This is a genomic window from Nocardioides sp. NPDC057577, from assembly GCF_042801335.1.
In the GTDB taxonomy this organism is placed as follows: Bacteria; Actinomycetota; Actinomycetes; order Propionibacteriales; family Nocardioidaceae; genus Nocardioides.
This window is the reverse complement of record NZ_JBHVGB010000117.1, coordinates 5,938-18,776: the sequence shown is the minus strand read 5'-3', so window position 1 is coordinate 18,776 and position 12,839 is coordinate 5,938. Positions and strand designations below refer to the sequence as shown.

At 71.3% G+C, this 12,839-nt stretch carries 10 protein-coding genes; 4 read left to right on the top strand and 6 right to left on the bottom strand.

The annotated features are described in order from the left end of the window. Positions 1–42: 42 nt before the first annotated feature. Positions 43–447: a nucleoside-diphosphate kinase gene (ndk, locus tag ACFU7D_RS20325; protein ID WP_091049296.1), complete on the bottom strand. Its 405-nt coding sequence runs from the start codon at positions 445–447 to the stop codon at positions 43–45. Positions 448–548: 101 nt separating this feature from the next. Here ndk and ACFU7D_RS20320 point away from each other — a divergent pair, with 101 nt between their 5' ends. After that, on the top strand, positions 549–2,960 hold the full coding sequence (locus ACFU7D_RS20320) for a Tex family protein (RefSeq protein ID WP_378870480.1): 2,412 nt from the start codon (positions 549–551) through the stop codon (positions 2,958–2,960). An 81-nt stretch (positions 2,961–3,041) separates the two neighbouring features. Here the strand turns inward: ACFU7D_RS20320 and ACFU7D_RS20315 are convergent, their stop codons facing one another. Continuing rightward, a complete protein-coding gene (locus ACFU7D_RS20315; RefSeq protein WP_378870477.1) occupies positions 3,042–3,746 on the bottom strand; it encodes a pyridoxamine 5'-phosphate oxidase family protein in 705 nt (234 codons plus the stop codon). A 73-nt stretch (positions 3,747–3,819) separates the two neighbouring features. Between ACFU7D_RS20315 and ACFU7D_RS20310 the strand changes: the two genes are divergently transcribed. Next, positions 3,820–5,169 carry a PLP-dependent aminotransferase family protein gene (locus ACFU7D_RS20310; protein WP_378870474.1) on the top strand — a complete coding sequence of 450 codons (1,350 nt, stop codon included), beginning with the start codon at positions 3,820–3,822 and terminating at the stop codon, positions 5,167–5,169. On the opposite strand, the gene ACFU7D_RS20305 is transcribed toward ACFU7D_RS20310, so the two are convergent. Genes ACFU7D_RS20305 through ACFU7D_RS20295 form a run of 3 tightly spaced genes read right to left on the bottom strand, consistent with a single transcriptional unit; the run spans position 5,166 to position 7,291 of the window. Continuing rightward, positions 5,166–5,441, bottom strand: coding sequence for a competence protein CoiA family protein (locus ACFU7D_RS20305; RefSeq protein ID WP_378727629.1), 276 nt, complete (start codon positions 5,439–5,441; stop codon positions 5,166–5,168). The genes ACFU7D_RS20310 and ACFU7D_RS20305 overlap by 4 nt on opposite strands. A gap of 10 nt (positions 5,442–5,451) precedes the next feature. Next, positions 5,452–5,859: a DUF4233 domain-containing protein gene (locus ACFU7D_RS20300; protein WP_378870472.1), complete on the bottom strand. Its 408-nt coding sequence runs from the start codon at positions 5,857–5,859 to the stop codon at positions 5,452–5,454. Further along, positions 5,849–7,291 (bottom strand): bifunctional folylpolyglutamate synthase/dihydrofolate synthase, encoded by a 1,443-nt coding sequence (locus ACFU7D_RS20295; RefSeq protein ID WP_378870469.1) that lies wholly within the window; start codon positions 7,289–7,291, stop codon positions 5,849–5,851. The genes ACFU7D_RS20300 and ACFU7D_RS20295 overlap by 11 nt, the downstream gene beginning before the upstream one ends. A 104-nt stretch (positions 7,292–7,395) precedes the next feature. Between ACFU7D_RS20295 and ACFU7D_RS20290 the strand changes: the two genes are divergently transcribed. Next, on the top strand, positions 7,396–9,201 hold the full coding sequence (locus ACFU7D_RS20290; RefSeq protein WP_378870467.1) for a M48 family metallopeptidase: 1,806 nt from the start codon (positions 7,396–7,398) through the stop codon (positions 9,199–9,201). Between the two features lie 15 nt (positions 9,202–9,216). On the opposite strand, the gene ACFU7D_RS20285 is transcribed toward ACFU7D_RS20290, so the two are convergent. Further along, positions 9,217–10,086, bottom strand: a complete 870-nt coding sequence (locus ACFU7D_RS20285) for a GNAT family N-acetyltransferase (protein ID WP_378870464.1) — start codon at positions 10,084–10,086, stop codon at positions 9,217–9,219. Between the two features lie 79 nt (positions 10,087–10,165). Between ACFU7D_RS20285 and valS the strand changes: the two genes are divergently transcribed. Next, positions 10,166–12,796, top strand: a complete 2,631-nt coding sequence (gene valS, locus ACFU7D_RS20280; protein ID WP_378870461.1) for a valine--tRNA ligase — start codon at positions 10,166–10,168, stop codon at positions 12,794–12,796. Positions 12,797–12,839 lie beyond the last annotated feature (43 nt).

Here is a 12,839-nt window from a genome sequence, read left to right as displayed (position 1 = left end):
GTCAGCGGATCCGCGCTTCGCGCGGTCACTTGCTCGAGCGTCTCAGGCGCCGAACCAGAGCTTGATCTCGCGATCGGCCGACTCGGGCGAGTCGGAGCCGTGCACGAGGTTCTCGCGGTTGGAGAGGGACAGGTCGCCGCGGATGGTGCCCGGGGCGGCCTTGCGGCCGTCGGTGGCACCGTTGAGCGCACGGACGACCTCGATCGCCTCGTCGCCCTCGAGGACCGCGGCGACGAGCGGGCCGGAGGTGACGAAGTCACGCAGCGGCGGGTACCACGGCTGCTCGACGTGCTCGGCGTAGTGCTCGTCGGCCGTGCCCGCGTCGATGGTGCGGTGCTCCAGCTTCACGATCGAGAGGCCCTTGGCCTCGTAGCGGGACAGGATCTCCCCCACCAGGCCCCGGCGGACGGCGTCGGGCTTCAGGATCACGAACGTGCGCTGCGTCATGGGGCTGAGCGTATCGGGGAGGACCCGTCCGGGCACGTTCGGGCCGCGCCTGGTCGGCCTTGTCGAAACAGTGTCGGTGGCGTACGGCAGGATTGCGCTCCGTGACGACAACCCCATCAGCTCCGACGCTCGCAGACTCGATGGCCGCCATCCCGGCCCGCATCGCCGAAGATCTCGGGGTGCGCCCGGCGCAGGTGACCGCCGCGGTCGCCCTGCTCGACGAGGGCTCGACGGTGCCGTTCATCGCGCGCTACCGCAAGGAGGCGACCGGCGGCCTCGACGACGCCCAGCTGCGTACGTTGGAGGAACGTCTCGGCTACCTGCGCGACCTGGAGGAGCGGCGTGCGGCCGTGCTCGCCGAGATCGCGAAGCAGGACAAGCTCACCCCCGAGCTGCAGGCCTCGATCCTCGCCGCCGACACCAAGGCGCGGCTGGAGGACATCTACCTGCCGTTCAAGCCGAAGCGGCGCACGAAGGCGATGATCGCCCGCGAGAACGGTCTCGAGCCGCTCGCAGACAGCCTGATGGCCGACCCGTCCCAGGACCCGGTCGTTCTCGCCGAGGGTTTCCTCGGGGAGAACGTGGCCGACACGAAGGCCGCGCTCGACGGCGCCCGCGCGATCCTGGTCGAGCGGTTCGGCGAGGACGCCGACCTGATCGGCACGCTGCGCGAGCGGATGTGGAAGCAGGGCCGCCTGGTGACCCGCGTCCGCGAGGGCCGCGAGAACGACCCGGCGGCGGCGAAGTTCTCCGACTACTTCGAGTTCTCCGAGGCGTACGCGTCGCTGCCGTCGCACCGCACCCTGGCCGTCCTGCGCGCGGAGAAGGAGGAGGTGCTCGACGTCACCCTGTCTCCTTACGCCGAGGAGCCGGAGCCTGGGGTCGTCACCGACTACGAGCGCTCGATCGCTGCTCGTTTCGCGATCACGGACTCCGGCCGTCCGGCCGACAAGTGGCTGGCCGAGACGGTGCGGTGGGCGTGGCGTACGCGGATCCTCTTCCGCCTCGAGCTCGACATGCGCACCCGGATCCGCACCGCTGCCGAGGAGGCCGCGATCGCGGTCTTCGCCGACAACCTGCGCGACCTGCTGCTGGCCGCGCCGGCCGGCACGCGGGCGACGATGGGCCTGGACCCCGGCATCCGGACGGGCGTGAAGGTGGCCGTCGTGGACGCCACCGGGAAGGTCGTCGACACCTCGACGGTCTACCCGCACGAGCCGCGGCGTGACTGGGACGGATCGCTGGCGACCCTGGCGAAGCTGGCGAAGAAGCACTCCGTCGACCTGATCGCGATCGGCAACGGCACCGCCTCGCGCGAGACCGACAAGCTCGCCGCCGACCTGCTGAAACTGCTGCCCGACCTGAAGATGACCAAGGTGATGGTCTCCGAGGCGGGCGCCTCGGTCTACTCCGCCTCGGCGTATGCCTCCTCCGAGCTTCCGGAGCTCGACGTGTCGCTGCGTGGAGCGGTGTCGATCGCGCGCCGTCTTCAGGACCCGCTGGCCGAGCTGGTCAAGATCGAGCCGAAGTCGATCGGCGTCGGGCAGTACCAGCACGACCTGCCCGAATACGGGCTGTCCAAGTCCTTGGACGCGGTCGTCGAGGACTGTGTGAACGGCGTCGGCGTCGACCTCAACACCGCCTCGGCTCCCCTGCTGCGCCGGGTCTCAGGGATCACCGAGTCGCTCGCCTCGGCGATCGTCGCGCACCGGGACGCCAACGGCCCGTTCCGGACCCGCCGCGAGCTCACCAAGGTGGCGCGGCTCGGCCCGAAGGCGTTCGAGCAGGCGGCCGGGTTCCTCCGGATCCGTGGCGGCGACGACCCGCTCGACATGTCCGGCGTCCACCCCGAGGCCTATCCGGTGGTCAACCGCATCCTGGACAAGGCGTCCGCGGACATCGGGGCGCTGATCGGCAACACCTCGACGCTGAAGTCGCTGAAACCGTCGGAGTTCGTCGACGACAAGTTCGGTCTGCCGACGGTCACCGACATCCTCTCCGAGCTCGAGAAGCCCGGCCGCGACCCGCGTCCGGAGTTCCGCACGGCGACCTTCTCCGAGTCGGTGCACGTGATCGCCGACCTACGTCCCGGCATGGTCCTGGAGGGCACCGTCACCAACGTGGCCGCCTTCGGCGCCTTCGTCGACATCGGGGTCCACCAGGACGGCCTGGTCCACATCTCCGCGATGTCGGACAAGTTCGTCGAGGACCCGCGCGACGTGGTCCGCTCCGGCGACGTGGTGCGCGTGAAGGTCCTGGAGGTCGACGAGGCCCGCAAGCGGATCTCGCTCACGCTCCGACTCAACGACGACGCTCCCACGGGTGCAGGTGCGGGTGCCAAGGGCGAGTCCGGCGGCCGCCCTGGCGGTGGCCAGCGCGGCCAGGGCAAGGGCGGACCCAAGGGCGGCGGGCGTCCCGGTGGCAACCGCGGCGGCCAGGGCGGCGGCCGCGGCTCCTCCGCACCCGCCAACGGCGCCATGGCCGACGCGCTGCGGCGCGCCGGGCTCAGCTGACCCGCGTCCGTTCACCGAGGTAACTCGGCGAACTGACGCCTCCTTCGTGGAACTCCACGAAGGAGGCGCGCGCTGACCGAGTTACCTCGGCGAGCATCCCGCGGCCCCGAGCCCGGCGGCGCGGCGTACGACATCCTCCGGCGCCGGCCCGGTCGCGTCCTCGGCGGTGATCGGGGCGCCGGCGACGCGGTGGATCGGGATCACCCCGGCCCAGGTGCCGGAGTCGATGTCGGCGGGGTCGTCGACCGGCCCCTCGGCGCGCGCCTTCATCGACGCCTCGGCGAGCGGGAGAGCGAGTACGGCGGTCGCGGCGAGCTCCTTGCGGGTCGCCGGACGCAGGGTCTCCCAGCGGCCGGGGATCATCTGGTCGACGACCAGCGCGAGGGCGCGTTCACGCTCGTCCGGGTCCTCGACCAGGCGGGCGCGGCCGATAACAACCGCCGAGCGGTAGTTCATCGAGTGGTGGAACCCGCTCCGCGCCGCGACCAGGCCGTCGAGCTCGGTGATCGTGACGCACACGTCGCGCTCCAACGCCCGCGCGAGCCACCCGGCAGCCACCGAGCCGTGCAGGTAGAGCGACCCGCCCGCGTCCGGGCCGTCGAGATCGAAGCCGTACGCGGTGGGCAGGACGACCGGGTGGGCGTCCTCGCCCGACCCGACGGTGACGCCCAGGTGGGCGATGAGCGCCTCGCCGAGGAAGGTGTGGAGGCGCTCGCGGTCGGGGACGGCGCGGTTCTTGCCGCGGCTGACCCGGGTGCGTGAGGTGGGTGACAACATCGTGCTCATGGCACCATTCTGATAGCGAAGTGGCCTGCACGCACGAGCCAATTCCCGCCCACTCCGACAGGCCATTCGAACGATGCTCCCCGTGACCCTCGACCGTACCTCCGCCGAGCCGCTACCCGCCCAGCTCGCCGGGCAGGTCCGCACCCTGGTGCTGGCCGGCACGCTCGGGACCGGCGACCGGCTGCCCTCGAGCCGCGCGCTCGCCGCCGATCTGGGCGTCTCGCGCGCGGTGACCGAACAGGCCTACGACCAGCTCACCGCCGAGGGATGGCTCGAGGCGCGCCGCGGGTCCGGGACGTACGTCACCACGACCCACCCGACCGGCGTGACGTCTCGGCCGACGCAACCGACGCCTCGGCGGACGCGCCTGACTTCTCGGCCGACGCGCCTGACCTCTCCGCTGGACACGGGCACACCGTTCTTCGACCCGCGGTTGGAGCCGGGGTGGCGGCGGGCGTGGCGGGAGGTCTCGGTGGCCGCTCCCCCGCGTGGCTATGACGACCCCCGGGGACTGCTCGAACTGCGCGAGGCGCTGACGTCGAGGCTCGGACGCACCCGCGGCCTCGACCTCCATCCGGACGAGATCATCGTGACCGCGGGCACCACCGACGGGCTCCGCGCGCTCCTCCCCGAGCTGCGCCGAGGGCCGGTGGCGGTGGAGGACCCGGGATACCGGGCGGCGGCCGAGACGGTGCTCACCTACGGACGTGAGGTCATCGACCTGCCGGCCGTGGAGAGGGTCACCGTCCTGGGACCTGCCGTCGCGGCGTACGTCACTCCGGCGCATCAGCACCCGCTCGGACGCGTCATGCCGGCGGCCGACCGGCTGGCGCTGCTCGAGGCGGCCAGGCGGGCGGACGCGGTCGTGATCGAGGACGACTACGACTCGGAGTTCCGCTACGACGTCGCGCCGGTGCCCGCGATGGCCAGGCTGGACCGCGGCCGGGTGGTCTATCTCGGCACCGCGGCGAAGTCGGTGGTCCCGACGCTGCGCCTGGGCTGGCTGGTCGCACCGCCCGACCTGCACGAGCTGATCCTGCGCCGCCGCACGATCACCCACGCCGGCGCCGCCTGGCCCTCGCAGCGCGCGCTCCTGACGCTGCTTCGCGACGGCTGGCTCGACAGGGCCGTACGCTCCGCCCGCCGCGTCTACGCCGAGCGTGCCCCGAGGGTGGCCGAGGCGATGAGCCCCTACGCCACGCTCGCCGGCCCGCTCGCCGGGATGTACTCCACCTGGCTGCTGCCCGAGGCGGACGCGCGCCGGGCCCGCGACGCCGCCCGAGCCGCCGGCTTCGAGATCAACCTGCTCTCCACCTACGTCCGCACCAGTGGCCTGACCGGGCTGGTGATCGGCTTCGGCGGCGTCACCGACACCGAGCTGGATGAAGCGCTCGCCGCGGTCACCGGCGCCCTCGCGCGTTAGCCGGAGCGTCCTGGCGCGTCGTCTTCGATGAGGTCGAAGAGGTTCTCGAGGCTGTCCGGGTCGTCCTCGCCTCCGCCGACGGCCCACCCGGAGCTGGTCCGCCGCAGCTGCGCGCCGACGAGCCGGCACGACTCCCCTGCCTTGTGCGCGTAGTGGGCCGTACGCGTCCGCGGCCGCCGCAGCACCAGCGCGTTGCCGCACGCCGGGCACAGTGCCCAGTCGGTGGCCGCCTCGTCGTCCGTCGCCATCTGCAGCTCGTCGTGCTCCTCCACGGCAGCCAACCTACCTGGGCTCGGCCTCTTCCCCGGCCTCTTCCTCGGTGGTGATCCGGTCGAACGCCTCGAAAGCCGCAGCACGCTCGCTCTCGATCTTGCGACCGAGGATGTCGGCCATGCCCCACAGGACCGCGAAGATCGCGCCGACGACGAACATGATCGGGATCAGGAACCCCATCCCGATCGCCACTACCTGCAGCGCCCAGCCGACCCAGTAGGCCCACGGGCGGCGCAGCATGCCAGCCACCACGATGCAGGCCACGAAGAACCCGAGGCCCAGCGGCAGCGCCAGCCCGGCGGAGACCCCGCCGATCGAGATCATCACGGGTGCGGCCAGCGCGACCGCGAGTCCCTCCATCGAGATGATCGCGGCGCACATCCCGCGCCGCGGCGACTTCTCCCGCTCACTCGCCATCTGCGTCCGCCTCCAGATAGGCGTCCAGCTCGGGGTCGGCGGTCGGCACGACCCGGGCGGTCGCAGCCGACCGGGCGGCCGGGCCGCGGGAGCCCAACAGCGTACGCGCCTCTCCGGCGGTCACCACGGAGCCCGTCACCAGCACCGCACCCTCGGAGATCGAGCCGCCGCCGGAGGACTCCGAGAGGCCGATCGCAGCGTCGATGGCGTCGGCGAGACGCGGGACCACCGAGACCCGTTCCTCGCCGTAGAGGTCGACGGCGATCTTGGCGAGCTCGATGGCCGGAAGGGCTCGCTCGGTGGAGTTCTGGGTGACGACGAGATGCTCGAGCACGGGCTCGAAGACCGCGAGCAGACCCTCGACGTCCTTGTCGCCCATCACCCCGATGACCCCGACGACACCGGAGAACGAGAACGAGTCCTCGAGAGCGGCGACCGTCGCCTCCGCACCGGCAGGGTTGTGGGCCGCATCGAGCAGGACCGTCGGAGACGACCGCATGATCTCCAGCCGCGCCGGCGAGTCGACCTTCGCGAACGCGTCGCGCACGACCTCGTCGGCCAGGACGGTCTCGCCGAGGAATGCCTCGACCGCGGCCAGCGCCGCGGCCGCGTTCTGCGCCTGGTGGGCACCGTAGAGCGGCAGGAAGAGATCCTCGTACGTCCCCCGCATCCCGCGCAGCGTGAGGATCTGTCCGCCCACCGCCGGGGTGCGGGACTCGACCGCGAAGTCGGTGCCCTCCCACAGCAGCCGGGCGCCGACCTCGGCGGCGTGCTGGTCCAGCACGGCGGCGACGTCGACGGACTGCTCGGCGATCACGGCGATCGCGCCGGGCTTGATGATCCCGGCCTTCTCGCGGGCGATGGCGACCGGGGTGTCACCGAGGTATTTCGCGTGGTCGACCGCGATCGGGGTCACCACGGCAACATCGGCGTCCGCGACGTTGGTCGCGTCCCAGCCGCCACCCAGGCCCACCTCGACGACGGCCACGTCGACCGGCGCCTCGGCGAACTTGGCGTACGCCATCCCGACCATCGTCTCGAAGAACGACAGCGGGTGCGGCTGGTCGTCGTCGACCATGCTGAGGTAGTGGGCGACGTCGTTGAACGCGGCCACGAACTCGTCGTCGTCCAACGGCGCACCGTCGACCGAGATCCGCTCGTTGATCCGCTCGACGTGCGGCGAGGTGAACCGCCCGACCCGCAGATCCAAGGACCGCAGCAGCGTGTCGATCATCCGGGAGGTGGAGGTCTTGCCGTTGGTGCCGGTCAGCTGGATGATCCGGAACGCGTTCTGCGGATCACCGAGAATCTCGAGCAGGGCGCGGATCCGATCCAGGGAGGGCTCGAGACGGGTCTCGGGCCAGCGCGACTGCAGCGCTTCCCAGACCTCCTCGATCGTGGCCGCCAGGCGCGGCGCGGGAGTCTCACTCATCAGCCCGAGTCTAAGGCGTGGTCCCTTCCCAGCGAATCGCCGGACCGGCTACCCTCCCCCTCATCTCGGACTGACACCCCATCCCCCACCAAGGTCCACCATTCATGCGTACGCTCCGGGCTGCTCTCGCGGTCTCGCTCCTGGCCGTCGCCTACGTCCTGGCTGCCTTCGCGCTCGTCGGCCGGCAGGTGGCCCCGCGACGCCGTCCTCGGGCCCCCAAGGATCCCGGTGGCCTCGTCCTCACCGAGCAGGATCAGCCCGGGCTGTGGGCGGAGGTACGCCAGCTGGCCGCCGCCGTGGGAACCCGCGCGCCCGACGAGATCCGGCTGGTGCCGGACGCCAACGCGGCGGTCAGTGAGGAGACCAGCCTCCTCGGCCTCCGGACCGGCACCCGACGGATGTTCCTCGGCGTACCTCTCCTCCAGGGCCTCTCCCGCAACCAGCTCCACGCGGTGCTCGCCCACGAGCTCGGTCACCACAGCACCACCCAGACCCGGCTCGGTGCCCTCATCCACCGCAGCCGCCTGGCGATCGCCGAGGTCGCCGCCGGCCTCTCCAACCCGCTGACGAAGCGGCCGTTCCGGACGTACGCCCGGCTCTTCTTCTCCCTCACCGGCCCCATCGCGCACGCCCATGAGATCGACGCCGACAGGCTCAGTGCGGAGGTCGCCGGCCCGCGGACCGCCGCGATCGCGCTGCGCACCCTCCCCGCGCTCGACGCCGCCTGGCGCATCTACCTGGAGCAGTACGTCGAGGCCGGCACCCACTACGGCCTGCGGCCCACCCGCTTCTTCGACAACTTCACGAACCTGATGAGCGACCCCGAGCGGCTCGAGGAGCTCGCCATGATCAGCGCGGCGCCGCCGGAGGCGAAGACGTCCGCCTACGACTCGCACCCGCCGCTGTCCGAGCGGATCGAGCGGCTGGAGGCGATGGCCCCCGTGGACGAGGCGGACAAGTCCGGCAACGCCGCCAGCATCCTGCGCTACCCGTCTCAGAACTTCCTCGCCCTCGAGGACAAGACGTTCGCCGGCTCCGGTCTGACCCCGGCCCCGATGGCCGAGATCGTCACCGTCGCCGGCGCCCGGGCCGCGGCGGTCAACGCCGAGGCCCTCCTGAACGCGATGCAGGAGAACCAGGTCCTGCCGGCCACGGTCCGCGGCGCCCTCGACCTCATCGCCGCTGGCAACCTCGACGCGCTCCTGGACCTCGTCGAGGTCGAGACCACTCCCGAGGAGGCTGGCGAGGCGAAGCGGAAGGTCATCGCCCGGCTTCTCGGCGCTGCCATCGCCCATGAGCTGGTCGGCGAGGACAAGGCCCGCTACGAGCTCAGCTGGGCCGGCCCGTGGCGGCTGGTCGACATCGCCGGCCAGGAGGTCGACCCCGAGGAACTCGCCTACGAGGCGCTGGGCTCCCCCGGCTACGCCGCCGCCCTGCGCGCGTGGGTGCACCAGCTCGACGCCACGGTCGCTCCGGAGGCCGACCCCGAGCCACCGTCGCCGACACAGCCCGACGGCTACATCGGCGCCCTCGCCCCGATCTCCGGCGACGGCTTCCGTACGCTGCTGGTCACCGATGCCGGCCTCATGCTGCTCAAGCCCTCCGGCTCCGACCGCCTCGCCACCGGCCTGGCCTCGGTGACCTCCGGCTCCCCCGGCCGCAAGCTGATCCAGCGCGCCCTGGACAGGTCACCGGCCGAGCTGGCCGCCACCGCCAACGCCGCCTACGTCCCCTGGGACCAGATCCGCGCCCTCCACCTCAAGCAGAGCAGCAGCGGCCGCCGCTCCGCCGACATCACCACCGCCGCCGGCCAGGGCTGGTCCCTGCGCTGGACCGACGCCGCCGAGGCCGAAGGCCACATCTGGCCCGCCGTCGACCACTACCTCGGCCGCCGCTTCACCGTCGACTGACCCCGAGTCGGTAGGTCAGGGGACGAGCGTGTGGTTGGCCATGTCGACGACGGGGCGGTAGCCGATCTTGGCGTAGACGTGATTGGAGACCGGGTTGTCGGCGTCGGTGAACAGACACAGCCGAGTGCCATCGGCACCGAGAAGGCGTGAGGCCTCGGCGGTGACCGCGGTGCCGTAGCCGTGCCCCCGCTGCTCCTTCGGCGTGTAGACCGGCGCGATCCGGACGACGCCGTGGGCCGGCAGGGTCGCGCCGCACAGGGACACGACCTCACCGTCGACCTCCCACAGCAGCAGGAACTCCTCGATCCGGCGCCGCACCTCGTGCTCGCCGACGGCAGCGTGCTCGTGGGCGTAGGCCTTGTTCGAGGACTGCTCCTGGGCCGCGTGCCCGAAGTCGGCCAGCCACTCCCGGCACAGCTCGAGGTCGTCGTACGTCGCCGGGCGGGCGTGCCCGGGCACGCCGGACGGGATCACCAACGTGCCGAGCTCGTGCAGGCGCGACGCCATCGCGACGCTCACCCGCCCGCCCGCGAGCCGCGCGGTCTCCTCGGCCACCGTCCGGGCGGCCGGGAGCGCGCCGTTGGCCCCACCGGCGTACTCGCCCCTCGCGTGCAGCGCCCGCGCCAGCTCGAGCGCCGCCGGCTCGGGCATCGGGCAGACGTAGAGGGGGTAGGGCTCGAAGTCGGCCGTCCGCATCGCCGCCCCCACGACGCGGTCACTTTCGCGGGCGATCGCGAACCAGCGATACGGCCCCTCCTGCTCCACTCGGGTCGCCTTCTCCGCGTTGGTGGCGACCACGTTGGCGGTCACCGGCTCCGCGGCGAGATAGTCCTTCGCGACGGCGAGGAACTCGGCTGGGTCGGTGAAGAAGTCGATGGTGCCCATGACCGAAGCATGGCGAGTGCGCAACGCCGGTCTCAACCGGTTTCGCGCCAACCACCGCGCGCCCATAGGATTTGGTCCCATGACTGAGACCACGCCCACGCAGACCGCACCGGAGACGACTACGCCCGCTGAGCAGCGCGTAGTCGCCGTACCGGACAAGCCGGTCCTCGAGGGCCTGGAGGCCAAGTGGGCCGAGCAGTGGAAGAACGAGAAGACCTACGCCTTCGACCGCACCCAGCCGCGCGAGAACGTCTACTCGATCGACACCCCGCCGCCGACCGTCTCCGGCAGCCTGCACGTCGGCCACGTCTTCTCCTACACCCACCCCGACCTGGTCGCCCGCTTCCAGCGGATGAACGGCAAGTCGGTCTTCTACCCGATCGGCTGGGACGACAACGGTCTCCCCACGGAGCGAAGGGTCCAGAACTACTTCGGCGTCCGTTGCGACCCGAGCCTGCCGTACGACCCCGACTTCACCCCGCCGGAGAAGCCGGACCCGAAGCGCCAGGTCTCCATCAGCCGGCCCAACTTCGTCGAGCTGTGCAACCAGCTGGTCGTCGAGGACGAGAAGGTCTTCGAAGACCTGTGGCGCACGCTGGGGCTCTCCTTCGACTGGGACCAGCAGTACACGACGATCGGCAAGGTCTCCCAGACCGCCTCGCAGCGGGCGTTCCTGCGCAACCTCGCCCGCGGCGAGGCCTACCTGCAGGAAGCGCCGACCCTGTGGGACGTCACCTTCCAGACCGCGGTCGCCCAGGCCGAGCTCGAGGCCAAGGACTACCCCGGCTTCTTCCACCGCGTCGCCTTCCACGCTCCTGACGGCACGAAGATCCACATCGAGACCACCCGTCCCGAGCTGATCCCGAGCGTCGTCGCGCTGATCGCGCACCCCGACGACGACCGTTACAAGGACCTCTTCGGGAGCACCGTCTCCAGCCCGATCTTCGGGGTCGAGATCCCGGTCCTGGCCCACGAGGCCGCGGAGATGGACAAGGGCGCCGGCATCGCGATGTCCTGCACCTGGGGCGACCTCACCGACGTCCAGTGGTGGCGTGAGCTCAACCTTCCCGCCCGTGCCCTGATCGGCCGCGACGGCCGCTTCTCCCGCGAGACCCCGGAGTGGATCACCACCGAGGCCGGGATCGCTGCGTACGAGGACCTGAAGGGCAAGACCGTCCACTCGGCCCGCGAGGCCGTCGTCGAGATGATCCGCGAGTCCGGCGACCTCGACGGCGAGCCGAAGAAGACCCAGCGGATGGCCAACTTCTACGAGCGTGGCGACAAGCCGCTCGAGATCGTCGCCAGCCGCCAGTGGTACATCACCAACGGTGGCCGCAACCCCGAGCTGCGCGAGAAGCTGCTGGCCCGTGGCGGCGAGCTGACCTGGCTGCCCGAGCACATGCGCCACCGCTACGACAACTGGGTCGGCGGCCTCAACGGCGACTGGCTGATCTCCCGCCAGCGCTTCTTCGGCATCCCCTTCCCGGTCTGGTACGCACTCGACGCCGAGGGCAACCCCGACTACGACAAGCCGCTGCTGCCGAGCGAGGACCAGCTGCCGATCGACCCGTCCACGGATGCCCCGGCCGGCTACGAGGAGGCGCAGCGCGGCAAGCCCGGCGGCTTCCAGGGCGACCCGGACGTCATGGACACCTGGGCGACCTCGTCGCTGACCCCGCAGATCGCCGGCGGCTGGGAGTCCGACCCCGACCTGTTCAGCCGGGTCTATCCGATGGACCTGTGCACCCAGAGCCACGAGATCATCCGCACCTGGCTCTTCGGCCGCATCGTCCGCGCCCACCTCGAGGACGGCACCGTCCCGTGGAGCCACGCGATGATCGCCGGCTGGATCCTCGACCCCGACCGCAAGAAGATGTCGAAGTCGAAGGGCAACGTCGTCGTCCCGACCGACATCCTCGACAAGTTCGGTGCCGACGCGGTCCGCTGGCGTGCCGCGCTGACCCGCCCCGGCATGGACTCGCCGTTCGACGAGACCCAGATGAAGGTCGGACGCCGGCTGGCGATGAAGATCCTCAACGCCTCCAAGTTCGTCCTCGGCAACGTCGGCGCGACCACCCTCAACCCGGTCGCGATCACCCAGCCGGTCGACTGCTCCCTGATGGCCCGCCTCAAGGAGACGATCACCAAGGCGACCGACGCGTTCACCGCCTACGACTACTCCACGGCGCTGGAGACCTCGGAGAAGTTCTTCTGGGAGTTCTGCGACGACTACCTCGAGCTGGTCAAGGAGCGTGCCTACGACGAGGACGGCGGTCTCGCCACCGAGTCCGCGCGCGCGACGCTGGCCACGGCTCTCCACGTCCAGCTGCGCCTGCTGGCGCCGTTCCTCCCGTACGTCACCGAGGAGGTCTGGTCGTGGTGGCAGCCCGGTTCCATCCACACCTCCTCGTGGCCGCGTGAGCTCGAGCTCGGCACCGCTGCCGCCGCCGACCCGGCGGCGCTCGACGCCGTCGCGGCGACCCTGACCGGGATCCGCGGCGCGAAGTCGACCGCGAAGGTGAAGATGCGTCACCCGCTGGCCAAGGCCGAGGTCACCGGCCCGGCCAAGCTGGTCAAGGACGCCGAGGCCGCCGGGCCGGACCTCAAGCGGGTCGGCAACATCGTCGGCGACCTCTTCTTCACCGTCGACGAGAACGCCACGGAGATCTCCGTCACCGCCGAGCTGGCAGAGGTCTCCGAGGAGGCCTGAGCCTCAGGCCGACAGAGCCCGAACGACGGAGCAGGCCCCGGAC

What these genes read in the sequence shown, in the direction of transcription:
- ndk (WP_091049296.1), bottom strand. Translation starts at nt 447, where the DNA reads ATGACGCAGCGCACGTTCGTGATCCTGAAGCCCGACGCCGTCCGCCGG.
- ACFU7D_RS20315 (WP_378870477.1), bottom strand. Translation starts at nt 3,746, where the DNA reads ATGAGCACGATGTTGTCACCCACCTCACGCACCCGGGTCAGCCGCGGC.
- ACFU7D_RS20310 (WP_378870474.1), top strand. Translation starts at nt 3,820, where the DNA reads ATGCTCCCCGTGACCCTCGACCGTACCTCCGCCGAGCCGCTACCCGCC.
- ACFU7D_RS20300 (WP_378870472.1), bottom strand. Translation starts at nt 5,859, where the DNA reads ATGGCGAGTGAGCGGGAGAAGTCGCCGCGGCGCGGGATGTGCGCCGCG.
- ACFU7D_RS20295 (WP_378870469.1), bottom strand. Translation starts at nt 7,291, where the DNA reads ATGAGTGAGACTCCCGCGCCGCGCCTGGCGGCCACGATCGAGGAGGTC.
- ACFU7D_RS20290 (WP_378870467.1), top strand. Translation starts at nt 7,396, where the DNA reads ATGCGTACGCTCCGGGCTGCTCTCGCGGTCTCGCTCCTGGCCGTCGCC.
- ACFU7D_RS20285 (WP_378870464.1), bottom strand. Translation starts at nt 10,086, where the DNA reads ATGGGCACCATCGACTTCTTCACCGACCCAGCCGAGTTCCTCGCCGTC.
- valS (WP_378870461.1), top strand. Translation starts at nt 10,166, where the DNA reads ATGACTGAGACCACGCCCACGCAGACCGCACCGGAGACGACTACGCCC.